Origin of the sequence: Henriciella mobilis (genome assembly GCF_003576315.1) — a bacterium.
In the GTDB taxonomy this organism is placed as follows: domain Bacteria; phylum Pseudomonadota; class Alphaproteobacteria; order Caulobacterales; family Hyphomonadaceae; genus Henriciella; species Henriciella mobilis.
In genome coordinates, this window is the sequence record NZ_QWFZ01000013.1 from 1 (window position 1) to 22,240 (window position 22,240).

Genomic DNA, 22,240 nt, shown 5'->3' on the forward strand with positions numbered 1-22,240 from the left:
TCAACAAAAAAGGGCCGCTCCCGGAGGAACGGCCCTTGATGTCTTGTGTCAGCCCCTTGCGGGGCGACAAGCACCTGTCCGATGCTTATTCCTTGACCGCCGAGACGACGCCGGCGCCGACGGTGCGGCCGCCTTCGCGGATGGCGAAGCGCAGGCCCTGGTCCATTGCGATCGGCGTGATCAGCTCGACGTCCATCTTCACGTTGTCGCCCGGCAGGACCATTTCCTTGTCTGCCGGAAGCGTGACAACACCCGTCACGTCCGTGGTCCGGAAGTAGAATTGCGGACGATAGTTCGTGAAGAACGGCGTGTGACGGCCACCCTCTTCCTTGGTCAGGATGTAGGCCTCGGCCTCGAACTTCGCGTGCGGCGTGATCGAGCCCGGCTTGCAGAGAACCTGGCCGCGCTCGACGCCCTCACGGTCGATACCGCGGATCAGCGCGCCAATGTTGTCGCCAGCCTGGCCCTGGTCGAGCAGCTTGCGGAACATCTCCACACCGGTCACCGTCGTCTTCTGCGTCGGGCGGATGCCGACGATCTCGACTTCCTCGCCAACCTTGATGACGCCCGTCTCGACACGGCCGGTCACAACCGTACCGCGACCGGAGATCGAGAACACGTCCTCGACCGGCATCAGGAACGGCTTGTCCAGCGGACGCTCAGGGGTCGGGATGTACTCGTCGACCGCTTCCATCAGCTCCAGGATCTTCTTCTTGCCGATCTCTTCGTCACGGCCTTCGACAGCCGCCAGCGCCGAACCGGCAATGATCGGAATGTCGTCGCCCGGGAAGTCATAGGAAGACAGAAGTTCGCGAACTTCCATCTCGACCAGCTCGAGCAGCTCCTCGTCATCGACCTGGTCGACCTTGTTCAGGAACACGACCAGCGCCGGAACGCCAACCTGGCGGGCCAGCAGGATGTGCTCGCGCGTCTGCGGCATCGGGCCGTCAGCCGCGTTCACAACCAGGATCGCGCCGTCCATCTGCGCCGCACCCGTGATCATGTTCTTCACATAGTCCGCGTGGCCGGGGCAGTCGACGTGCGCATAGTGGCGCTTGTCGGTCTCATACTCAACGTGCGCGGTGTTGATCGTGATCCCGCGGGCCTTCTCTTCAGGCGCGTTGTCGATGTCCGCATAGGACTTCGCCGCACCACCATAAACTTCCGCCAGCGTCATCGTGATCGCCGCCGTCAGCGTCGTCTTGCCGTGGTCCACGTGCCCAATCGTACCAATGTTCACGTGAGGCTTGTTGCGCTCAAACTTTGCCTTGGCCATTTATGGCTTCCTCTTAACTGTTTGCAGTCCGGCCCGCCGGACAGTTCGTGGGTTTCCCATACAGCGGGCCTTTGATTCCCGTTGAAGCGGGCGACATACACACGCGCGCGCGTGCTTTCAAGCGTCCATCGCAATTCGCACGCACAAGAGCCCGCCTCGCACTTGACAGCAGGCACTGCCGCGTGTCCCTGCAACCTCATGACAAGTGCAGCAGAATTTCACGCTTTCGGCACGAAGGAGACCTTCGAGACCGAAGCCGCAGACTGGATTGAAGCCCGCCTTGAGGACGCCCTGTCCCGGCGCGGGAAGGCCACCCTCTTCTGCTCCGGCGGCTCCACGCCGGGCCCAATTTACGAAGCACTTTCCGGGCTGAACCTCGATTGGGAACACGTGACGATCGGACTGGCTGATGAGCGCTGGGTCGATGAAACCCATGAAGCGTCCAATGCGGCGCTCGTCCGCCGGACCTTGCTGAAAGACAAGGCCGAAGCGGCGACCTTCCTGCCCATGAAGACCGAGGACAACAGCGCATTCGGCGCTGAAGCAGCGCTCGAGCGCACCTATGGCGAGGCGGCCGGCGTCATCGACGTCCTGGTGCTCGGCATGGGTGAGGACGGCCACACCTTGTCCTGGTTTGCCAACGCCAAAGGGCTCGGCGCGGCCACAGATCCGGGCAATATGCTCTCAGTCGCCGCCATCGACGCGCCAAAGTCGAAAGTGACCGGTGAAATCACCGAGCGCATGACGCTCACCTATCCCGTCGTAGGCAAGGCGCGGAACATCCTGCTCCTGATGTCGGGGGACAAGAAGAAATCCGTCTTCGAGGCCGCCAATCCCGAGCATCCTGTTTCCCTGATGCGCCGCGCCGCCGGCAAGGCCCTGACGGTCTTCTACCGTTCCTGACACACGTTCCAAAGGCAGGCCATTCAATGTCACTCAAGCACCATGCAGACCGGCTGAAAGCCGAATCCTTCGAAACCCTTGTGAAAGCCCGGGCCGGCAAAGCCATGGTCAGCGCGCCCGGCTGGCAGGCTGACCTGTCGAGACATTACCTCGATGAGGCCGCCGAAACCGAACTGGCAAAGGCGGCTGCAGAAAAGGATTTGGGCGGAGCAATCGAGAGGCTGTTCGCGGGCGAGACGGTGAACCCGTCTGAGGGCCGCGCGGCACTGCACTGGGCGCTGCGCGCAAAAGCGCCGGCCTTCGAGGCGGCCAGCGCGGTTCGGGATTCGGTGAAGACTGCCGACGCCTTCGCCGCCAGGATCGCCGACGGTCATGCGACCACACCCTCCGGCAAACCCTTCTCGGCCATTGTCCATATCGGCATTGGCGGGTCAGATTTCGGCCCGCGTCTCGTCGCCGACGCGTTTCATGACCAGCGGCTGCCGAAGCTGGAGCTTCGCTATTGCGCCAATCTCGATCCGCTGGATCTCGACCTCGCGCTGGAGGGCCTCGATCCAACGCGCACGCTGATTGTCGGCGTGTCCAAATCATTCGGCACGGAGGAGACGCTCTACAACCTGTCGCGGGCGCGCGCGTGGGTGAAAGCGGCGGTCGGCGACAAGTGGGCCCATCACTTCGTCCTGGTCACGGCCAATCCGCCGCGTGCGATAGCCTGGCTGGGCACCGATGACGGCACCATTCTTGACCTTCCTGAAACAGTTGGCGGACGTTTCTCGATCTGGTCGGCCGGCTCGGTCGCCTGCTCGATCGCCCTGGAATCCGATGTCATGGATGCGTTCCGTGCTGGCGCAGCCGACATGGACGCGCATGTCCAGACAGCGCCAATGGGCGAAAACCTCGCCATCCGCCTCGCGCTACTCGACTATTGGAACAGCTCTTTCATGGGGTTCGGGGCGCGAGCGCTACTCGCCTATTCACGGCGCCTGAAACTTCTGCCGGCGTACCTGCAGCAGCTGGAAATGGAATCAAACGGCAAATCTGTGGGACCAGACGGCGAATCCGTCGGGATGGAAACCGCTCCGCTTCTCTGGGGCGGCGAAGGCACGATTGGCCAGCATTCCTACCATCAATGGCTCCACCAGAGCCCGGCCATCATGCCGACGGAGTTCGTATTGGCGCCGGGCGCAACAGATGATGCCGAAGGGGTCACCGGCCTGACGGCGCATGCGCTTGCACAGGCTGAAGTGCTGGCCAATGGCCGCACCCTCGAAGAAGTACGCGCCGAAGAGCCGGAGCTACCGATCGAAATCGCCGCGCAAAAGGTTCATGCCGGTGGTCGTCCGTCGACCTTCCTGCATGCCCCATCGCTGGATCCCTACCGGCTCGGCAGCCTGATCGCACTGTTCGAGCACCGAACATACCTTGCGGGCATCCTTTGGGGCGTGAACAGCTTCGACCAGTGGGGCGTAGAACGCGGCAAGACCATGGCCGGCCGCCTCAAGACCGCCCTTTCCGGCGGCGAAAAGGCCGACGATCCCGTAACCGCTTCGCTGATTGCCCACCTCAACGACTAGATGACTTAGCCGCCCGCTGCGCCGGGCCAGCAACTAAAAAAAACCCGGCCACGCTCATGGCCGGGTTTCCTGTTGGGATGGCGAGCCTCGCAGCGGGCCTTAACTGATCTTGTCGACCTGCGTGAAGTCGAGATCGACCGGCGTGGCGCGGCCAAAAATCGAAACAGACACTTTCAGGCGGCCATTGGCTTCGTCGATTTCCTCGACGCCGCCTTCGAAGCCCTGGAAAGCGCCTTCATTGACCCGGACCTGCTCACCGATCTCGAAGGAGACTTGCGGACGGGCGCGCTCGGATGCCGGCTCGTCAGCGGTGCCCAGAATGCGGTCAACCTCGCGCTGCGGGACCGGCAGCGGACGCTTGCCGCCTTCTGCACCAAGAAAGCCTGAAACTTTCGGCGTGTCGCGCACAAGGTGGTAAACATCGTCCGTCAGCTCGGCCTTCAGCAGCACGTAGCCGGGAAAGTAGCGCTTTTCCACGGTCTTCTTCTTGCCGCGGACGACTTCGACAACCTCTTCAGTCGGGACTTCGATCTCTTCGATCAGTCCGGACAGGTTCTTCAGGTCAGCCTGATCGCGGATGGCCTGGGCGACCTTCTTTTCGAAGTTCGAATAAGCGTGAACGATATACCATTTGGCCTCGGCCATGTGCGTGGCACTCCTTGAATATTTTATGCGCCCAGACCGGTGAGCATGCGGATCAGCACGCCGATGATCTGGTCAGCCATGAACAGGAAAAGCGCGACAAGGATCGACATGATCACGACCATGATCGTCGCCTGTATAGTCTCGCTCGGCGAGGTCCAGGTGACCTTGCGGCCTTCTGCCTCGACCTGACGTACAAACGTCACCGGGTCCACGCTTTTTTTCTTGTCCTTATCGGCCATCAAACGATTCCTGAAAGTCGGGGGTGTGTATCGGCCTTAGCCCTATCCGGCAACGCCATACTCCGCATTGGTCTCAATGTGAAGTCATGTGGGTGCAGGAAGTCCGGGCAACAAGCAGTTTATCGCGCAGCATCAGTGGCCTGACCATTCCCGGCCGGCAAGGCCCGGCGTTTCGACCTGCAGCGCAAACAGGCTGCCCGCAAAGGGCTGGGCGTCCATCTGCCAGGCCGTCAGCCCGGTCCGGGCGGTGGTCACATAAAGGGTTTTCAGGTCCTTGCCGCCGAAGCAGCAGCCGGTCGGACGCGAGGTGGGCAGCTTGACGATCCGATCAACGGCCCCGTCCGGCCGGTAGCGCACCAGGCGGCTGCCATCCCACTCGGCATTCCAGAGGCAGCCCTCTTCATCAATGGCCGATCCATCGGGATAGCCCGCCCCGGCGCTCGTCGTCGCGAAAACACGCCGGTTTGACAAGGTTCGCGTATCTTCATGGTCAAAGGCCATGATTTCCTGCTCGGTGACGTCGCAGGTATAGAAAGTCTGCCCATCCGGCGAGAAGCACACAGAAGACGGAATAATCACGCGCGGCGCGTTCAGCGGTTCGATCGCCCGGTCCGGGGCGAGCCGGTACCAGGCGCTCTTCGCATCAGCCTCGTCGCCATCCATGGTGGCAAACCAGAAGCTGTTGTCGGGCGCCACGCCGCCGCAGTTGATCTTGTTGCCCTCCGGCTCCCCCTCCAGTGTGATGAGGCGCGTATACTCTTCCGTCGACGGGTCGAAGAAGCCAAGCTCGAGATCCCCGGCCATCAGCAATTCGCCTTGCGAAAGGGTTATGACACTGGCCTTGAGCGGCAGGTCGTATCGCCGGGCATTGGTGGTCTTCGGGTTGTAGCGGTGAAGCTTGGCGCGCTTGGGGTCGACCCACCAGAGCAGACCCTCGCTCGGGCTCCACACGGGGCTCTGGCCCAAGAGGCAACTTGTTGGCGCAACGCACTGTGGCTCGTAAAGGCTCATCCACACTCCATAAGGCGCGATGCCCGACAGTAAAAGCCGGTCCCCTGCGGACCGGCTTTTGCCCTAAGTCGATTTCGTCATCAATTGATGAAATTTCCTGCGCCCGCACATCCTGAGGCGAAGCGATCAGCCCGCACTAGGGCGCCGGGCGCGCCGCAAGCCAGACGGCATGCACCAGACCCGGCACATAACCGAGGATGGTCAGCAGGATGTTGATGAGGAATTGCGTCCCGATCCCGCGCGACAGCGCCACACCGAGCGGCGGCAGGAGGATCGAGAGAAGGATAACAAGTATGCTGCCCGAAGCGGGCGCTGTATCGGAAGTAGCCATGTCTATCTCCATTGAATTGAAATGGGGCGGCGCCCTTTCGACCGCCGCCCCAGTCTGAAACGATGTGCGTCGCTGGCCTACAATACGCTTCGGCCGCGCACAGCTCTCGCCACGAAGCTCAGCACGAGAAGTGCGAGGAAGACGAAGAACAGGATCTGCGCGATACTGGCAGAAGCGCCAGCGATACCGCCGAAGCCGAAGACTGCAGCGATGACTGCAAGAATGAAAAAGGTGAGTGCCCAACCAAGCATGATAAACTCCTTCTGAGGTATGTATGAGTCGGCCTTTCGCCGATGCTTGGTAAACGGCCACATGGTCTTTCGGGTTCCCGAAAATATTCTTGGAACATTTCCCGGGGCGGCTTCGTTCAAGCAGCACTATTCATCAAGAAAGGACTTCCCCATGAAGAAGAACCCGTTCCTCGTCGCTGGTCTCGGACTGCTCGCTCTGATGGCCGCTGCCTGCAACACGATTGAAGGTGCCGGCGAAGACGTCGAAGCCACCGGTGACGCAATCGACCAGGCTGCTGAAGACGCCTCCTGAGGCATTCAGCCAGGCTAGTAGATACGATGTGCGGTCTTCCTGTTGGAAGGCCGCACTTTTTTGTTTGAGCGTAAGCCAAGCTGGGCCGTGGGCGGCGTGGCTCCTGACGTACCGCCTGGGTTCAGGCGGTTTCCGTTGGCTTTTCGGACGGGATGTAGGTCAGAAGGTAGACGGCGGGTTTTATTGATGCCCTGACGGCCTTGCGCTTGCCAATATGGAGGCAGGTCCAGATCGCCACGCAGGCCACGCTCACCATCGAAAAGACCACGTCCAGCCTGGACATGCCGCCAAGCCGGCGGAAGCTGCGTTCAAGGTCCCCGAGCGGCCCAACCGCCGGGACGTAGTGACGCTTAAGATGGGTTAACCTCTGAGCCATGCCGATCTTATACGCTCCAGTCGGCGGCAAGTTCCCGGCGTCGGAACGGTTTTTCTGTGGCGGCGTTAAAGTCTGCATCTAGGTTAATCTCGAAAGGCTGTTTCATGGGCAGCAAACATGGCCCCTCGATCAAGGATGACGATGTATATGACGCGCTCCGCGAGGAGGGGTACTCCAAAGGCACGGCAGCGCGTATCGCCAACGCCGAGGCAAATCCGTCCATGCATCCCGGACGCAAAGGCGGCAAGCATCCACCATATGAAGAATGGACCCGCGACGAGCTTTACGACCGGGCTGCGGAACTGGATATCAATGGACGTTCGAAGATGAACAAGAGCGAGCTGATTTCAGCACTCCGGGACAGCCGATGAGTCGCCTGGCGGTCCTGATCAATCCACGGTCCGGCAGTGTTCCAGCCGACGCGGAAAGCCAATTGCGCCACGCACTGGAAGAGCTTGGGGAGTCCGCCGAGTTCCAGCTTCTCGACCAGGAGGATATCTGCCAGCCGATCGACGAATGCTACGACACCCGCCCGGACGCTGTGATCGTCTGGAGTGGGGACGGCACCGTCGCCTGCGCTCTTGAACGCGCGGGCGCCGATGGTCCGCCGATCCTGCCGCTGCCGGGCGGTACGATGAACCTCTTCCACAAACAGATTCACGGCGATGCCCTAGACTGGCGAGAGTGTCTGGAGAAAAGCCTGAAACAAGGACAGCAAATCGATGTTCCAGCCGGCTGTGCAGGCGATCGGCGCTTCTACGTCGCAGCCATGGCGGGCAAGCTGACAGATCTAGCCGGCCCGCGCGAGGCGCTTCGCGGCGGGCGGGTGTTCGAAGCGGTGGAAAGGCTGGCCGGTGCAGATGTCCTGGACTTCACGCACGCGATGCAGTTCAAAATGAAGGATGCCCAAGGCGCGGAGGCGTCCGGGGTTGCGACCGCCGCCGCAATATTTGTAGGCACGCAGCGCGACAGCGAGTTCGAATTTGCTTTCATCAACCCCGACAACACGCTCGAGCTGGCATCGGCTGGCATTGGTGCGCTCATTTCCGATTGGAGAGAGGCGAATGGCGTTACCACGCTGAAAGCACCTCGCATCCGGCTTGAGGACTCCAAGGGCTACGACCTGCGTCTTACATTGGACGGGGAACCTGCGCGACTTAAGTCAGGCACGGAGTTTCACCGTATTGCGAAAGCAGGTCGCGCCATATCTGCCGGGTATGAATGACACGCATCGTCCAGATAGCTGATATCCACTTTGGAACGGAGAATCCCGTCGCGCTCGAGGCCTTCGAGGAATCGATTTCGGAGCTTGGCGCGAGTGCTCTCGCCATTTGCGGCGATCTCACCCAACGCGGCAAGCGTTCGGAATTTCGCGCAGCGCGTGACTGGCTGGACCGTTTTGATCTGCCGAAGCTCGTGGTTGCAGGCAATCACGATACTCCGCTCCTGAACCTGTATGAGCGTGTGGTCTCGCCATTTGACCGGCATGACGATTATTTCGCCGACCTGTCCGGCCCGGTCGAACTGGATAGCGCCATCCTTGTTGGCATGAACACAGCCCGCGGCTGGCAGACGCGCAGCAACTGGGCGGAAGGATCCGTCAATTTGGAAGATCTGGAATCGGCGATTGCCGACGCCCATGCTCCGGAAATGGCTGGCAAGACCTCGTTCCTTATCTGCCACCACCCTTTCCTCTCGCCGCCGGATGCACCGCTACGGACAGCCACCAAGCGAGGCAGGCGCGCCAGCCGCCGGCTGACGCAAAGCAAGGTGGGCTTTCTGCTGACCGGACACGTCCATGCCCCTTCTGTGACCGTCGTGGACCACAAGGACGACGCTTACGTTGCCGTCTCGTCCGGAACGCTTTCAACGCGGCTGCGTGAACATCCGGCCAGTTTCAACGTTATCGACCTGGCCGCGGACGCTTGCCGCGTGACCGTTCACAACCTGCACGGTGATCGCTTCGTCCCGGCCAAACCACATACGCTGGCCCCGCATTTCGGCCAGCCTGAGTCCCATGTCAGGGTCACGGCGCAATCGGACTAGAAGTTCGTTTCTTTCTTCTCGGGAGGAAGCGCCGGCATTCTCAGCTCGACACGGAACCCCTCCCCCGGCTTGGAACTCGTCTTGATCGAGCCTCGAAGCTGCTTGGCGAAAGCGGTCATGAGCCGCGACCCGAGCCCCGTGGATCCATTGTCCGCTGACGCGTCCAGATCAACACCGTCACCATCGTCGATCACATCGAGTACGATCTCGTCTGCGTCTTCATAGAGGCGGATCGTGATGACACCGCCATGGCCGCTGAAAGCATACTTCGTCGCATTGGTGACGGCTTCGAGAATGAAAAGCGCTATCGGGATCGCGTCATCCGCTGGCCGGTCGATCTCGGCGATCTCGCTGTCAATTCGCACACCGGTTTCATCCATGCCGAGCGCTCCGGCCAAGTGGGACAGGAGTGCTTCCAGGAAGGGCTGCATGTGGACAGTTTCCAGCCGTTCATGCTGGTAAAGCGTCTGGTGGACGATCGAGAGCGCGTCGATCCTGTGCCGGGCTGCGGAGATGACTTCCCGCGCTGCGCTATCCTTGACCTGCCGGCGCTGCAGATTCAGGAAGCTCGCAACAATCTGAAGATTGTTCTTCACCCGGTGGTGGATTTCCTTCACGGCCGCGTCGCGCGTCGTGATGGCGGCGCGAAGCGACGCATCGCGCTCCGAAATCCGGTTTGCCATGCGATCGAAGCTGTGCGCGAAATCGGCAATCTCGTCCGGCGCGTTCTCAAACTCATTGCCGATGCGGAAATTGTAGTGACCCTCGCCATAGATCAGCGCCAGGCGTCGCAGGCGGGCCAGCCATTTCAGCACCAAGCCGTCAACCGCCAGCCATGCGGCTAGCAGGGCGAGAGAAAAAGACAGCAACGGGATACCGACGGACTCGATGGGCTGTAGCGAAAACTCACTGAAAAGGCCCGGCGAAGGGCGGGAAATGATCGCATACATGCGGTCATCCACAATCGATCGCACAACGACATCGAGTGACCCGAACTGGCGCGTCGGTGTCACGAAGAGGACGCCATCCGGATCGCCTGTCGACTGCTCGATCCAGTCTTCGTTGACCGCAACGATGCGGGCGCTGCCGAAGACCTGCCCGTCGCCATCGGAAATGGCAAGCTCGACATCTTCCGGAAGGTTCGTCAAGCGGATGGTTCGCACCAGCTCGTCCGTCCTGAGCGGAAAAGCCACCGCGCCGGCGAACTCGCCATTCTCGTCATCAATCCGGCGTAGCACTGAAAAAAGCCATGCCTGGCTGCGCGGACCGAAAAACGCATCCGTTCTTACAGATGGCTTGCCAGCCTTGAGTTCGGCGAAAGCGGACGGCTGGGCAACTGTGCCGGAGGATTGGCCGACGGCCGAACAGGTGACTTTGCCACCGGCATCGAAGGCAACAATATTCGAAAGCTGTGGAATGCGCGGCGCCAGCGTTTCATAGACCGCGCTGCATTCACCGCGCGCAAGGTTAGGGAGGTAGATCTGTTCGAGCGTGTCGACCGTCGACAGGACTTGTTCGATCTCGTCGATGGCGCGGTCAGCGATTTCAATCAGCTGATTGCGCCGCTCAGCCATGCTGTCCTGAGCATTGAGATACGATCTGAAGCCAGCAAAGATCAGGATCGGCGTCAGCGCTGCTGCGATCGTAAACAGAAGACGCAGCCGGAGCGAACCCCGCTTCGACTTCTCGTCAGTTGTTGGCGTCTGCCGGGATGTCACGCGAGAGCTCGTCCGCCTGTCTCATGATGTCTTCAAAAGCCTCGGACGCACTGAGCTCCGAGTCACCAGAGAACCTTGCCTGATTGCTGTCGATGATTTCAACCAGTGCCTTGCGGGCCCGGCTGACGCGGCTCTTGATCGTGCCGACTGCACAGCCGCAGATTTCAGCAGTTTCCTCATAGGACAATCCGCCGGCGCCGACGAGGACAAGTGCCTCGCGCTGGTCTTCGGGTAGTACACCCAGAGCATTTCGCAATGCCAGAAGGTCCAGCGCCGAAGACGTATTGTCGCTGGCGACGAGCGTTGCTTCTGCAACTTCCGGATCAAGCTGTTGGCGGCGCCAGCTGCGGCGCTTTTCCGAATAGAAGAGATTGCGCAGGATTGTGAACGTCCAGGCTTTCAGATTGGTGCCGGCTTGATAGCTCTCTCTCGCCTTCCAGGCCTTCAGCATCGCCTCCTGAGCGAGGTCGTCGGCCGCTGTCGCGTTACCGCATAAGCTGCGCGCAAAAGCGCGGAGATGGGGAATGAGATCAGAGAGTTCAGCCTTGAACGCCTGATCATCAAGTGTCGGCTTGGTCAAATCAGTCTCTATTTCTTTTCGCTGGATTTGTCGGCCTGCTCAAGCAAGTTGAGAAACTCGTCGGGAACGGGCTCGCTTGTCACGTCATCATAAAGCCGCCGGAGTTGATCACCGATGCGCTTTTGACGTACGCGGCGCGACCGATCTGCCTCGGCGTCCGGCTTGACTTCCTTACTACCCATATTCTGTGCTCGATAACTCATGGATCCCTGGATTTGTCGTCGTACAGCCCATTAAAGCGCCGACCGACACTAAAGTTCCATCCTGCCAAAAAAAAACTGCACACCCTTGCAACCAAATGTCAGGAGACAAGTTATTGGTGTGAAGACAATTACGAGGGTAGCGATGAGTCTCGTCGAAAAATTTGGTCCGCATCTTCCTTACCTGCGCCGTTACGCGCGCGCCCTGACGGGCAGTCAGGAAAGTGGTGACTCCTATATCAGGGCATCCCTGACAGCGCTGGCAGAAGATCCAGGCCAGGTCAGTGAAGATCTGCCTCCCCGTCAGGCCTTGTACCGCTTCTTCCATGCGATCTGGGGCACCACCGGCGCACGGCTTGAAAAGATGGACGATGGCACGGTTTCGCCGGATGCCCGACTGCAATCCCTTGCTCCGATCGAGCGTCAGGCGTTCCTGCTGACCGCGCTCGAAGGCTTTCAGCTGAGCGAGGCGGCGACGATCCTCGACACGACCGTCGAAGAGGTCGAGTCTCTTATCGCGCAAGCGCACCGCGACATTGAATCGACCCTCAAGACAAAAGTGCTGATCATTGAGGATGAGCCGATTATTGCCGCAGACCTTGAAAGCCTCGTTGAAGAACTTGGTCACGAAGTCACCGGAAACGCGACCACGCATTCGGAAGCTGTTGCCATGGCAAAGGCCAATCCCCCGGGACTGGTGCTCTGCGACATCCAGCTGGCTGACAATTCGTCAGGTATCGATGCCGCGCACGATATCCTCAAGGAAATCGACGTGCCCGTTATCTTTATCACCGCGTTCCCGGAACGCTTGCTGACAGGTGAGCGTCCGGAACCGACCTACCTGATCCCGAAGCCGTTCCAGGAGAATACCGTCAAGGCCGCGATCGGCCAGGCCCTGTTCTTCCATCCATCGGAAAAATCAGTCGCCGCCGCTTGATGCGGCGGCGTTGGCCCGGTCCGAATTCAGGGCCGTCCCTCGCCTTGAACGAAATCACCGTCCAGCTTTGGCAGGGCGTCGGTCAGCGCGTTCTCAAGAACAGAGATCGGGCGTCCCGAAAGGATGGCACTGGCTCGGAGCGACAGCTTCTCGACCACCAGCAATGAAACGGCGACGCGCTCGACATAGGTCAAACGGCTAACGCGATCGCCGAGCGAGCCGTCGCCGCGGCCTGCGCGATGCAGTACGATGACGGCGCCCTTCCTGTGAAGGGCATCCTCGAACGCATCGAAACCCAGCTTGAAGACATCCATTTCATCAATGTCGTCGGCATGCCGGATGGCGCCGCGTGCGCGGACGAACGCATCGCTGAGGATTCCGTCTGCGAGCTTCTGGTCCCCCGTAAGGATCAATCCGATCCGCCGGAGTCGTCTCAGGAGCGGCTCGCGCTCGGCTGATGAGGGGGTCATCGAGCGCACGTGTAATTCTCCAAACCTCACACAACCATAGCGAGGTGTTTCACCTTCAGCTCTAACCTGGATCAAGCTGAGAGAGCTTTTTTGCAGCCGAGCGCTTCGAACAGGCGGCTGAAACACACGCAAGCTCAGGACTCGCACCTGGACCATCGCCGAAGATTCATCGGGCGGTGATGGAACACGCCCGCCCGGCCGCCGTTACTTCTACACAGGATCACTAGGATTTCAGGAGACAACAATCATGGCTACGAAAGCAGCAACCCGAACAAATGGAACGAACAAGGACCTGACGGACGATGCCGCCAAGGCCGCGGCCAACGACGTCGAGGCCATCAAGGACGACATCGCCAAGCTTCGCGAGGACCTGCAGTCGCTTGCCGGAAACTCGACGACATATGTCAAAGGCCGTTCAACCGCCGAGATCGACAAAGGCCTTGAAAACGGCCGCAAATATGCCGCCGAAGCCAGTGAAAAGGCCCGGACGGGCAAAGACTACGTTGAAAACAAGGTCCGGGAAAATCCCCTCGCTGCCGTTGGCATTGCTTTTGGTACGGGCGTCCTGCTCGCTGCCCTTCGCCGCAAATAGGCTGGCGGATGGACACCACAAAACTTCGTCTCGTGGCCGGTGCCGGCGCGGCCTTTTTTGGCTTCGCCGGCCTTTCGGCGTTCACAATCGCCGCTGTCATAGCGCTCGCCCCGCTGATCGGGCTTTTTTGGGCAACCTTTGCCGTTGCGAGCATGCTCACGGCGATATCGCTTGTCTGCGTCGTGGTCTTTCTCAGGCCTCGCGAGCGGACCGAGGAGGAAATTGAAGATTTTGAGAATGTGACAGCCGATTTCCTTGCAGACCTGCCATTCGACACCGTCGCCTCTCTCGTGGAACGCCGCCCTATCAGCGCGGCCACCTTGGCGATGGCGGCCGGTTACCTGATCGTCCGTCATCCTGATCAGACCGCTAAAGGCTTGCAAAAGCTCATTGATGAAATGATCTAACAGGCAGATGCCTGAACCTGAGAACCAGACCGGATACTTCCAGCCCTGCCGAATTGAGGATGTCGCCTCATGCTAAGGGCCGCCCTGCTTGTCGTGTCTGCGCTGACCACTGGCGTGACCGTGGGCCGCAAGGCGATCTCTGGCGCGATCAACAAGAAAAAGAAGTCGATCATCGAGCAGGCCGCGAAGGATGCGCGGCATCGCATCCGCGGGCATGCGGAAGAATATCTCCGCGAAAGCATCGCGACCTTCGTCACGACGGTCTTCGTGAAGGCCATGCTGCTGATGGCGGCATGGCTTGGCTACCGGCTCGACCTATACAACCACACGATATTTTCGATCACGGTGATCGTGCTGATCGTGATCTTCCTCATTCGCGATGTGATTGTCACGTTTCCGAGCGCGCGTTTCGCGGTGTCGAAACTGCACGACTATGGCTGGCGCCCACGCAAGGCTGTCAGCGAGGTTGTCGCTGCGACCGTCTTCGAGCAGGTCCTCGCGGAGGCAAAGGGCATGGAGACCGGACGCACGACGAAGATCATGATGGCGCTTGGCGGCCACAAAATGGATGACATGACTCAAGAAATCGCCAGGGAGGTCGCCGGGATCGCCCGGGAAACCAGTTGGCATGACCTGCGGCCCTTCATCCTGGCGGCCGCGTCGAAATTCATCGTGCTGTCCGCACTCTATTCAGTCTTTGCCTTCATCCTCGTCCGAACGGCCTGATCCCGGCGACCTGGATCCGCCAACGCCGCGTTAACCACTTTTAAGATTTTTGATTCGGCGCGGGAACGAATCCCGCAGGCCCCCGTTTTCTGTTGTGAATACAGCAGCAAAGGGAGCGTCAGAATGGCCGTTTCCAGACTTTCCTTCTCCGCATTGATCCTCGCCGCCCTCACAACAGGCGTGGCGCAGGCGGACTCCATGAAACTGACGTCGGCAGAGCACGAAACAGTGGTGCAGGCTTGCGAGCTCGGACTACCTTTCATCCCGGTCGAATCCGACTTTGGATACCAGACGGGGCAATTTGCGCTGCCGGTCTCTGACGACGGCGGCGACGTCCATTCCGCGATCATTCTCGAAGAATCTTCGCTGCGGACCATCCCTGAATGCAAGGGCGAGGTAGAAGACGCCATCGCCCGCCGCGACGATGCAGAGGACACCCGTAGCTCCTGATGCGCCAGGAGCCGGCCTGTCTGCAGCATGGTGCGGGCGGCCGGGCTTGAACCGGCAAGGCCATACGGCCGAGGGATTTTAAGTCCCTTGCGTTTACCAATTTCGCCACGCCCGCCGACAGCTTCGCAGCCATTCGCCTCATAACAAGATCAGGGCAAGCCGCAAGGAAAAGCGCCAGCGCCCGCTAGGCTACGCGCTCGAAGATGGCGGCCAGCCCCTGCCCACCCCCGATACACATGGTTTCCAGCCCATAGCGGGCTTCACGCCGGTCCATCTCGTTGAGCATGGTGGTCAGGATACGAACGCCCGTACAGCCGACCGGGTGGCCGAGTGAAATACCGGAACCGTTCGGATTCAGCCGGTCATAGTCGCCATCCTCGAAACCGAGCGCTTTCGTGCAGGCCAGGACCTGTGCTGCAAAAGCTTCGTTGAGTTCGATGACATCGATGTCGGAAATCTTGAGCCCGGCACGGTCCATCGCCTTCTGCGAAGACGGGACGGGACCGATCCCCATGACGGCCGGGCCGACACCGGCGACGGACCATGACACGAGACGCGCCAGGGGTTTCAGGCCATATTTGTCTGCCGCCTCTCGGGTACAGACGATGCAGGCTGCTGCGCCGTCATTCTGGCCGGAGGCATTGCCTGCCGTAACCGTTGCCTCCGGGTCGGTGCGACCCTGGATCGCCCGCAGGCTGGAGAGTTTCTCGAGCGTGGAATCGGCGCGGATATGCTCATCCTTCGTAACGACCGTATCGCCTTTCCGGCCCTTGATCGTATAGGGGACGATTTCTTGGTCGAACTTGCCGGACGCCTGGGCAGCGGCCGCTTTCTGGTGAGAGTTGTAAGCAAACTCGTCCTGGGCTTCGCGCGTGATCTGGTATTCGCGGCGCAGATTTTCCGCCGTTTCGATCATGCCACCGGGGACGGGGTAGTTCTTGCCGCCGGCGGTGTAGCGGCCGCGGGTCAAGGCATCGTACATCATCAGCCCGTCGCCCTTGATCTGCCAGCGCATATGGTTGGAGAAGAATGGGGCATTCGACATGCTCTCTGCTCCGCCCGCAATCATCACATCGCTGGCACCAGTCCCGACTTGCATGATGGCGTAGATGACCGCCTGCAGGCCCGAACCGCAGCGCCGGTCAATCTGGAGACCGGCCGTCTCGATCGTCAGGCCGGCATCAAGCGCGACCATCCGACCGAAGGCTGGCGCTTCCATTGTGGGATAGCATTGCGCAAACACGCAATCCTCAACCGCTTCAGCAGGGATCTGTGTCTTGTCCATCAACGCACGCAGGACATGCGAGGCGAGGTCGTGCGCCTGGACGTCCTTGAAACTGCCTCCGAAACCACCAACGGCCGTGCGAAGCGGGGAACAGATAACGACGTCTCTCATGAATGGCACTCCCTTAGGTTTTGGGGTGCGTTACACTGGAGTTTCAGCGCCGTGGCAAGAGCGAAGACGTCGCAACTAGCTCGCGTCGGGCTCGCCTTCTTCTGAAGCGGCTGCAGGCTTATTGCGGGCGGAGGCTTCGGTATTCTCTGCCGAACCCGGCAGAAACGGCTCAATTTTCTCTGGCGGCGGCGGCGCAGTTGCCTGAAGCTGCTGCTGGCGCACACGCTCGATCTGCTCGCGGTCGCGGTCGACATGAGCGCGCAGATCGTCGATTGCCGTGCGCGGCCCGAACCGGCTCTCCGATGTGAAAGAGGATTCAACGTCGGAGCTGTAAGCCCCCGTCGCGCCTTTTTCGTTACTGGTTGCGATCTGGCCGGCGGCAGAAAGCGCCAGTGCAGTGGGAAGGGCGACAGTCGCAAGAGGCTTGGCGAACGGCATGGTGGGCTCCTTGGTTTTCTACGCAAGTAGCCCCGATCGTATCACGCCCGGTGTTCTGGACTTCCTGAATAACCGTTCATGAAGAAGTTCTAATTCTGGCCGCGCCCGCGTTCGGTCACAGCCTTGCGCGCCTCTTCCACGCTATCGGCTGTGACGCCGGCGGCGTGCGCCTTCGACCGCTCAACTTCCATCTTCATCGCCTCGCCGAAGCTGATGGCGAATCCGTCGTCGATGACCTTCTTGTACTTCCGCAGCATGTCTGGCTGACAGCTGGCCATGTCGTGTCCCATCTGGATGGCGGCAGGCAGCAATTCATCAGCCTTGTAGACGCGGTTCACCAGACCCCAGCGCTCGGCCGTCTGGGCATCAAGGAAATTGCCGGTCAGCGACAGCTCCTTCGCCCGGCTGATGCCGATCAGGCGCGACAGGCGCTGGCTCAGCCCCCAGCCCGGCATGATACCAACACGCGCATGCGTATCCGCGAACTTCGCATTCTCTGACGCCAGCAGCACGTCGCACATCAGCGCCAGTTCAAAACCGCCCGTGATGGCAAATCCATTGACCGCCCCGATGATCGGCCACTGGAAGCCCGCCAGCGCCTTGCCGAGGTCGATTTCGCCGCCATCGGCACCAAGCGCGAAACCGGTCTGGCCAGCCTCCTTGAGGTCGATCCCGGCGGTGAAGGCCCGCCCTGACCCGGTGAGTACGACGGCCCGGACATCATCATCCTTCGACAGCGCCTCAAAGGTTTTCACGATCTCGCGGCGCAGGTCCCGGCTGAGCGCATTCAGTGCATCCGGGCGGTTCAGGGTGACGACGGCGACAGGACCGTCCTTTTCGACGAGGACAATTGGGTCGGACATGGTTTTTCTCCGGCAGCATGACTAATTTCTTCGGGCAAGACTTAGACTGCTCCCTACCCCATCTCCAATAGGCAATCGATGACCAAACCCCCAGCCGATGTGAATTACACCTTCGACGACGCACAACTCGACCAGTTGTCGGCCTATGGCGAGGTCCGCCGCCACAAGGCGGGCGACCTGCTCATCGAAGAGGGAGAGTCTCGTTGCGATTGCCTGGTTACGCTCTCCGGGCACACCAACATCTTCATCTCGACGCCGGAAGGCGAACGACGGATGGGCTGGATGGAGCGCGGGCAGTTTGCGGGCGATATCACGGTGCTGACGGGTCAGGCCTCGCTTTCACGCGTCGAGATGGGCGAGGAAGGCGACGTCCTGCATATTGCGCATGCTGACTTCCAGCGGCTTCTTGTCGAGAATTCGGCGATCTCCGACGTCTTCGTACGCACACTCACGGCGCGCCGGGCCTTCGCCCACGAGGCCGCGCATGGGTCTGTCATCGTCATTGGTGATGCGCATGACCGCGACGTGTTCGCCGCCCGGGACCTTCTGTCGAAGCATATGGTGCCGCACCTATGGCTAGACCCAGCCACCGATGCGCTGGCCAAGCCGATCATGGAAGCCCGGGAAATCACCAACGACTCGCTCCCCGTCGTCATCAGGGGGCGCTCGCGGATCCTGTCCCGGCCGAGCATGTCGGAGCTGTCTGAGGCGTTTGGCCTCGACCTGCTGCCTGATGGAGAAACAGTCGATGTCATTGTGGTCGGTGCCGGACCAGCGGGCCTGGCTGCGTCGGTTTATGCGGCCTCCGAAGGTCTCAGCGTGATCACCCTCGATACCGACGCCCCGGGCGGTCAGGCGGGCACGTCTTCCAAAATCGAGAATTACCTAGGCTTCCCGATGGGCGTGTCCGGACGTGAGCTCGCCGCGCGCGCGTCAATTCAGGCCCAGAAATTCGGCGCCCGCATTGCCGCGCCAGTAAAAGCGATATCGCTCGACAGGAATGGCGAGATCTATTGCGTAGGCTTGGAGGACGGGCGGAACATCTGCGCACGCGCAGTCGTGATTGCGACCGGCGCGCAGTACCGCCAGCTACCGATTCCGAACCTGTCTCGCTTTGAGGGACGCGGGGTCTATTACGGCGCGACGCCGATGGAAGCACAGCTTTGTGGCGGCCAGGATGTTGCAATCGTCGGGGCTGGCAACTCCGCCGGCCAGGGCGCCGTCTTCCTGAGCCAGACGGCCAGGACCGTGCACCTGCTCTACCGGCGCGCAGACATCCGCGAAACCATGTCGGAGTATCTTGTCCGGCGCCTGGAAGAAACGCCGAATATCCATCTCCATCCGTCGACTGAGATCGAAGCCCTGCATGGGCTCGGCGGCGCGGCGCCCGAAGACGACAGGCTGATCGCAACCACCTTTCACAGCAAGGCCACTGGAGACAGCAGGCGCGTCGAGATTCCCTTCGTGTTCCTGTTCATCGGCGCGGCACCGTTCACGAGCTGGCTGCCAGAGCATATGAGCTGCGACGAAAAGGGCTTCGTGAAAACCGGGCCGGATCTTGCCAATATCGACCTTGTGCGCGCAGGCTGGTCGCTTGATCGCATGCCCACCCGCTATGAGACGAGCTGGCCCCGGGTCTACGCTGTGGGCGATGTCCGGATCGGTTCGGTCAAGCGGGTCGCCTCGAGCGTCGGCGAAGGCTCAGTGGTCGTGAGTGACATCCACCGCGCCATCGCGGAACTGGGAGCCGTTAGCGATCCTTTGCCGCGCGGCGCATGATCCAGCGTATCAGCGCCAACAGGGACAGGCTGAGCGCCAGCAGTGCGGCGAGCACCAAAAATCCGAACTTAAGTGGTGTCAGCACATTTTTCAGATCCAGCAGGTCTGCGCTGCCAGACAATGCAAGCGCCTGCACTGTGTTTTCGAAGAGATCCACAACTGCCGCTGCGAGTGCTGGGAGCATAGCCCACCCGCGATAGCGCGCGGGCACGAACCGTCCCGCCAGGCCGGCAAAAAAAGCGCCATAGGCGATCGGATACGCGGTATCATTGAGTACGCTTGCCCAGAAGTGCGCGGTTTTCTGGACGGCAGACATCTCCTCCAGGCGAACCCGAGCCGCCTCACCGGTTGCGATCATGTCGAGCAGCGGTCCGTCGATCAGCGCCTGCACCGGCGCGAAACTAAGGCCGATCAGCACCATCAGAACAAAACTTGCTATGATGGCCGGGACAGAAGTCAGCCACCTGAGCAATGCACTCAACTTGCCTCTCCCTCGATGACTTCGCTTTCGCGGCCGACACCGCTGACCAGGGCAACCAGTTTTTCTCCCGCTTCCCTGAGCTTCGCCTCATCCGTCGAGCGGGCGATCAGCGCAACGCCGTGGTCTGTCACAGAGCGGAACCATGGGTATGAGCCGAGACTGACCCCTTCCAGCTCCTCATTGAGACGTGACAGCTTCTCGGCCACATCGCCTTCGCGAAGGCCGGCCGACCGCACCGTCAGGCTCCGCACCGGCACGCCGCGCTCGAGGCGGTGGCCAATATCCTGCAGCATGCCCTGCACGATCGAAGGCACGCCGGCCAGCGTAAAGACATTGCCAGTCTGGAAACCCGGTGCGCCAGAGACAGGGTTCTCGATCAGGCTCGCGCCGTCCGGGATTCGCGCCATGCGCTGGCGCGCTTCGGTAAATTCGGTACCGATCTCGTCATAGCGGGCCTGCAGCATCGCCATGACGTCAGGATGCTTGCCGATCCCCACACCGAACGCCGCAGCGATGGCGTCAGCGGTGATATCGTCATGCGTCGGCCCGATCCCCCCCGTCGTGAAGACGTAGGTGTAGCGCTCTCGCAGGGCATTCACTGCCTCGACGATGCGCGCCTGCACATCAGGCACGATCCGGACTTCTTCCACCGGGATGCCATAAGGCCCGAGAAATCCGGCAATATGCTGGACGTTGATGTCGCGCGTGCGACCGGAAAGGAGTTCATCGCCTATCAGGCAGATTGCGGCTGTCGGTGTGCTCATGGCCTATCTCTAGCGCCGCCATGATCCGACAGCCAGTACAAGATATGCAACCGGCAGGTTTTGCTGCGGCCGGCATTTCCCTGGAGCATCATGTGACCTTCAATCTGCCGATGCCACTGCCGTCTGGATCAACCCGTCTGCCGCAGGAAGCAGCGCTTCGTAAACCAGCCTTTGAGACTCGCCGCGAAAGTCGGCTGGCTCGCCGGGCAGTGCGCCAAAGCGCTGCACCATTCCGATGAAGAAAAGGTCGTTGGCGGGGTCGATCCAGAACCAGGTGCCGGCAGCTCCGCCCCAGTAATAGGTGCCGGGCCCGACAGTGGCATTCATCGCTTCCGGATCGGTAATGACACCGAAATCGAAGCCGAAATCATGCATCGCCTCTTCAAGCGCGGTTGTACCCGAGAAGGTCACGCCCGTGCCCTCCGGAAGGTGGTTGCGGGTCATGAGCGCGACCGTCTCCGGAGAGATGATCTGGACATCGCCTAACGAACCACCATCCAGCATCATCTGGCAGAAGCGCGCATAGTCCGAAATCGTCGATGCAAGGCCAGCACCGCCAGACGGGAAGCCAACCGTCTCCTCGCGAAGCTCGAAACCGAGGAAATCCGGCGGGAACGCATTCGGCACAAACCGTTCTTCCTCTTCGGAATAAGCCATCAGGTCGCTCAAACGGGAGCGCTTCTCATCCGGCACGATGAAATCGGTGTCTTCCATACCGAGCGGGCCAAACACGTTTGCCTTGAGATAGTCGTCGAAACGCATGCCCGAGAAGTGCTCAACCAGGTAGCCCTGGATATCGACGGCAACGGAATAGTACCATTCGTTGCCCGGCTGTTTCAGGAGCGGAATGGCGGCAACCTTGTCGATCATCGTCTCCATGTCCGGCGAGGTAAGCACTTTCTGTTCCCGGAATTGCCGATTGGCGTAGTCAGCCCCGCCAAGTCCGTAGGCAAAGCCTGCGGTGTGGGTCAGCAGTTCCTTCATCGTCGGTGGATGATCGGGTTCGACCAAAACTGGAATGCCATCTTCAGTCTCGCCGTCCAGCACCATGAGATCGGCGAATTCCGGAATGAACTCGGCCACCGGGTCGTCCAGCTCGAAGTAATCGAGCTCATAGAGCTGCATCAGCGCGACGCCCGTGATCGGTTTCGACATGGAGTAGATCCGGAAGATCGTGTCGTCCGTGACGGGTGCTTCCGGCTCAACCTGGCGCAGGCCATAAGCCTGATAGTGTGCAACCGCACCATCTTTCACGAGCAGGGTCTGCATGCCAATGACGTGGCCCTCATCGACATAGGCCCGCATCTTTTCTGCCAGGGCTTCCAGCCCCTCATCACTGAATGCTGCCGACTCGCCAGCCTCGAGAACCGGCCAGTCAGCCGATACCGCGCTTGCGCCTGAACCTGTAACACAGCCTGCGCAAGCGGCCAGCACCGCAATGGCGGCCGCCATCGCGCCCGATCGTCTGATCATTGAAGCCTCCCCGGACATTATG

The 22,240-nt window shown here is 60.7% G+C and carries 29 protein-coding genes and 1 tRNA gene; 12 read left to right on the forward strand and 18 right to left on the reverse strand.

What is annotated here, in order from left to right; all coding sequences use genetic code 11:
* Positions 1 to 85 precede the first annotated feature (85 nt).
* The gene (gene tuf / locus D1227_RS07740) at positions 86 to 1,276 is read right to left on the reverse strand and encodes an elongation factor Tu (RefSeq protein ID WP_119376170.1); all 1,191 of its coding nucleotides are present in this window, start codon (positions 1,274 to 1,276) and stop codon (positions 86 to 88) included.
* 198 nt (positions 1,277 to 1,474) lie between these two features.
* Between tuf and pgl the strand changes: the two genes are divergently transcribed.
* Together pgl and pgi are read left to right on the forward strand one after the other, a co-directional pair.
* Complete coding sequence (gene pgl / locus D1227_RS07745) at positions 1,475 to 2,179, forward strand: 6-phosphogluconolactonase (RefSeq protein ID WP_119404440.1); 705 nt, start codon at positions 1,475 to 1,477, stop codon at positions 2,177 to 2,179.
* 26 nt (positions 2,180 to 2,205) lie between these two features.
* Positions 2,206 to 3,753: a glucose-6-phosphate isomerase gene (gene pgi / locus D1227_RS07750; protein ID WP_119404441.1), complete on the forward strand. Its 1,548-nt coding sequence runs from the start codon at positions 2,206 to 2,208 to the stop codon at positions 3,751 to 3,753.
* 99 nt (positions 3,754 to 3,852) lie between these two features.
* Here the strand turns inward: pgi and nusG are convergent, their stop codons facing one another.
* The 5 genes from nusG to D1227_RS07775 form a co-directional block, all read right to left on the reverse strand.
* Positions 3,853 to 4,398, reverse strand: a complete 546-nt coding sequence (nusG, locus tag D1227_RS07755; protein WP_119376234.1) for a transcription termination/antitermination protein NusG — start codon at positions 4,396 to 4,398, stop codon at positions 3,853 to 3,855.
* 23 nt (positions 4,399 to 4,421) lie between these two features.
* Positions 4,422 to 4,637, reverse strand: coding sequence for a preprotein translocase subunit SecE (gene secE / locus D1227_RS07760; protein WP_119376233.1), 216 nt, complete (start codon positions 4,635 to 4,637; stop codon positions 4,422 to 4,424).
* A gap of 132 nt (positions 4,638 to 4,769) precedes the next feature.
* Positions 4,770 to 5,603, reverse strand: coding sequence for an SMP-30/gluconolactonase/LRE family protein (locus D1227_RS07765; protein WP_158586600.1), 834 nt, complete (start codon positions 5,601 to 5,603; stop codon positions 4,770 to 4,772).
* A gap of 181 nt (positions 5,604 to 5,784) precedes the next feature.
* A complete protein-coding gene (locus tag D1227_RS07770; RefSeq protein WP_119404443.1) occupies positions 5,785 to 5,979 on the reverse strand; it encodes a YqaE/Pmp3 family membrane protein in 195 nt (64 codons plus the stop codon).
* A gap of 77 nt (positions 5,980 to 6,056) precedes the next feature.
* The gene (locus D1227_RS07775) at positions 6,057 to 6,230 is read right to left on the reverse strand and encodes a DUF1328 domain-containing protein (RefSeq protein WP_119376242.1); all 174 of its coding nucleotides are present in this window, start codon (positions 6,228 to 6,230) and stop codon (positions 6,057 to 6,059) included.
* A gap of 151 nt (positions 6,231 to 6,381) precedes the next feature.
* Here D1227_RS07775 and D1227_RS07780 point away from each other — a divergent pair, with 151 nt between their 5' ends.
* Positions 6,382 to 6,522 (forward strand): entericidin A/B family lipoprotein, encoded by a 141-nt coding sequence (locus tag D1227_RS07780; protein ID WP_119376241.1) that lies wholly within the window; start codon positions 6,382 to 6,384, stop codon positions 6,520 to 6,522.
* A gap of 121 nt (positions 6,523 to 6,643) precedes the next feature.
* Here D1227_RS07780 and D1227_RS07785 read toward each other — a convergent pair whose 3' ends face one another.
* The gene (locus tag D1227_RS07785) at positions 6,644 to 6,898 is read right to left on the reverse strand and encodes a hypothetical protein (protein WP_147372768.1); all 255 of its coding nucleotides are present in this window, start codon (positions 6,896 to 6,898) and stop codon (positions 6,644 to 6,646) included.
* Positions 6,899 to 7,002: 104 nt separating this feature from the next.
* Here D1227_RS07785 and D1227_RS07790 point away from each other — a divergent pair, with 104 nt between their 5' ends.
* Genes D1227_RS07790 through D1227_RS07800 form a run of 3 tightly spaced genes read left to right on the forward strand, consistent with a single transcriptional unit; the run spans position 7,003 to position 8,944 of the window.
* Positions 7,003 to 7,269 carry a DUF7218 family protein gene (locus D1227_RS07790; protein WP_119376229.1) on the forward strand — a complete coding sequence of 89 codons (267 nt, stop codon included), beginning with the start codon at positions 7,003 to 7,005 and terminating at the stop codon, positions 7,267 to 7,269.
* Entirely contained in the window at positions 7,266 to 8,123 is an 858-nt protein-coding gene (locus D1227_RS07795; RefSeq protein ID WP_158586601.1) for a diacylglycerol/lipid kinase family protein, read from the forward strand. Before D1227_RS07790 ends, D1227_RS07795 begins: the two co-directional genes overlap by 4 nt.
* Positions 8,120 to 8,944, forward strand: coding sequence for a metallophosphoesterase family protein (locus D1227_RS07800; protein ID WP_119376227.1), 825 nt, complete (start codon positions 8,120 to 8,122; stop codon positions 8,942 to 8,944). The genes D1227_RS07795 and D1227_RS07800 overlap by 4 nt, the downstream gene beginning before the upstream one ends.
* Here D1227_RS07800 and D1227_RS07805 read toward each other — a convergent pair.
* The 3 genes from D1227_RS07805 to D1227_RS19780 are packed head-to-tail and all read right to left on the reverse strand — an operon-like array spanning position 8,941 to position 11,445.
* Entirely contained in the window at positions 8,941 to 10,662 is a 1,722-nt protein-coding gene (locus tag D1227_RS07805) for a sensor histidine kinase (protein WP_119404444.1), read from the reverse strand. The genes D1227_RS07800 and D1227_RS07805 overlap by 4 nt on opposite strands.
* On the reverse strand, positions 10,634 to 11,242 hold the full coding sequence (locus D1227_RS07810) for a sigma-70 family RNA polymerase sigma factor (protein WP_119376225.1): 609 nt from the start codon (positions 11,240 to 11,242) through the stop codon (positions 10,634 to 10,636). The genes D1227_RS07805 and D1227_RS07810 overlap by 29 nt, the downstream gene beginning before the upstream one ends.
* Before the next feature lie 8 nt (positions 11,243 to 11,250).
* A complete protein-coding gene (locus D1227_RS19780; RefSeq protein ID WP_147372766.1) occupies positions 11,251 to 11,445 on the reverse strand; it encodes a NepR family anti-sigma factor in 195 nt (64 codons plus the stop codon).
* Between the two features lie 142 nt (positions 11,446 to 11,587).
* Between D1227_RS19780 and D1227_RS07815 the strand changes: the two genes are divergently transcribed.
* Positions 11,588 to 12,379 (forward strand): response regulator, encoded by a 792-nt coding sequence (locus tag D1227_RS07815; RefSeq protein ID WP_119376224.1) that lies wholly within the window; start codon positions 11,588 to 11,590, stop codon positions 12,377 to 12,379.
* 26 nt (positions 12,380 to 12,405) lie between these two features.
* Here D1227_RS07815 and D1227_RS07820 read toward each other — a convergent pair whose 3' ends face one another.
* On the reverse strand, positions 12,406 to 12,858 hold the full coding sequence (locus tag D1227_RS07820; protein WP_147372764.1) for a hypothetical protein: 453 nt from the start codon (positions 12,856 to 12,858) through the stop codon (positions 12,406 to 12,408).
* Positions 12,859 to 13,096: 238 nt separating this feature from the next.
* On the opposite strand from D1227_RS07820, the gene D1227_RS07825 reads away from it, so the two are divergent.
* The 4 genes from D1227_RS07825 (at position 13,097) to D1227_RS07840 (ending at position 15,024) form a co-directional block, all read left to right on the forward strand.
* Complete coding sequence (locus D1227_RS07825) at positions 13,097 to 13,441, forward strand: DUF883 C-terminal domain-containing protein (protein WP_119404445.1); 345 nt, start codon at positions 13,097 to 13,099, stop codon at positions 13,439 to 13,441.
* An 8-nt stretch (positions 13,442 to 13,449) separates the two neighbouring features.
* Positions 13,450 to 13,848 carry a hypothetical protein gene (locus tag D1227_RS07830; RefSeq protein ID WP_119376221.1) on the forward strand — a complete coding sequence of 133 codons (399 nt, stop codon included), beginning with the start codon at positions 13,450 to 13,452 and terminating at the stop codon, positions 13,846 to 13,848.
* A 69-nt stretch (positions 13,849 to 13,917) separates the two neighbouring features.
* Positions 13,918 to 14,574 carry a hypothetical protein gene (locus D1227_RS07835; protein ID WP_119404446.1) on the forward strand — a complete coding sequence of 219 codons (657 nt, stop codon included), beginning with the start codon at positions 13,918 to 13,920 and terminating at the stop codon, positions 14,572 to 14,574.
* 123 nt (positions 14,575 to 14,697) lie between these two features.
* Positions 14,698 to 15,024 carry a hypothetical protein gene (locus D1227_RS07840; protein WP_119404447.1) on the forward strand — a complete coding sequence of 109 codons (327 nt, stop codon included), beginning with the start codon at positions 14,698 to 14,700 and terminating at the stop codon, positions 15,022 to 15,024.
* 28 nt (positions 15,025 to 15,052) lie between these two features.
* Here D1227_RS07840 and D1227_RS07845 read toward each other — a convergent pair.
* The 4 genes from D1227_RS07845 to D1227_RS07860 all read right to left on the reverse strand — a co-directional run bounded on the left by D1227_RS07845 (position 15,053) and on the right by D1227_RS07860 (position 17,721).
* Positions 15,053 to 15,139: transfer RNA gene (locus D1227_RS07845), tRNA-Leu, on the reverse strand.
* Positions 15,140 to 15,208: 69 nt separating this feature from the next.
* Positions 15,209 to 16,420 (reverse strand): acetyl-CoA C-acetyltransferase, encoded by a 1,212-nt coding sequence (locus D1227_RS07850; RefSeq protein WP_119376218.1) that lies wholly within the window; start codon positions 16,418 to 16,420, stop codon positions 15,209 to 15,211.
* Between the two features lie 75 nt (positions 16,421 to 16,495).
* Positions 16,496 to 16,858: a hypothetical protein gene (locus D1227_RS07855; protein WP_119404448.1), complete on the reverse strand. Its 363-nt coding sequence runs from the start codon at positions 16,856 to 16,858 to the stop codon at positions 16,496 to 16,498.
* 89 nt (positions 16,859 to 16,947) lie between these two features.
* Positions 16,948 to 17,721, reverse strand: coding sequence for an enoyl-CoA hydratase (locus D1227_RS07860; protein WP_119404449.1), 774 nt, complete (start codon positions 17,719 to 17,721; stop codon positions 16,948 to 16,950).
* 78 nt (positions 17,722 to 17,799) lie between these two features.
* Here D1227_RS07860 and D1227_RS07865 point away from each other — a divergent pair, with 78 nt between their 5' ends.
* A complete protein-coding gene (locus D1227_RS07865; RefSeq protein ID WP_119404450.1) occupies positions 17,800 to 19,500 on the forward strand; it encodes an FAD-dependent oxidoreductase in 1,701 nt (566 codons plus the stop codon).
* Here D1227_RS07865 and D1227_RS07870 read toward each other — a convergent pair.
* From D1227_RS07870 to D1227_RS07880, 3 genes are all read right to left on the reverse strand, one after another.
* Positions 19,472 to 19,981 (reverse strand): hypothetical protein, encoded by a 510-nt coding sequence (locus D1227_RS07870; protein ID WP_147373284.1) that lies wholly within the window; start codon positions 19,979 to 19,981, stop codon positions 19,472 to 19,474. The two genes, D1227_RS07865 and D1227_RS07870, sit on opposite strands and share 29 nt — an antisense overlap.
* Entirely contained in the window at positions 19,978 to 20,745 is a 768-nt protein-coding gene (locus D1227_RS07875) for a competence/damage-inducible protein A (protein ID WP_119376213.1), read from the reverse strand. The genes D1227_RS07870 and D1227_RS07875 overlap by 4 nt, the downstream gene beginning before the upstream one ends.
* Before the next feature lie 99 nt (positions 20,746 to 20,844).
* Positions 20,845 to 22,218: a serine hydrolase domain-containing protein gene (locus D1227_RS07880; RefSeq protein WP_158586603.1), complete on the reverse strand. Its 1,374-nt coding sequence runs from the start codon at positions 22,216 to 22,218 to the stop codon at positions 20,845 to 20,847.
* Positions 22,219 to 22,240: the final 22 nt, after the last annotated feature.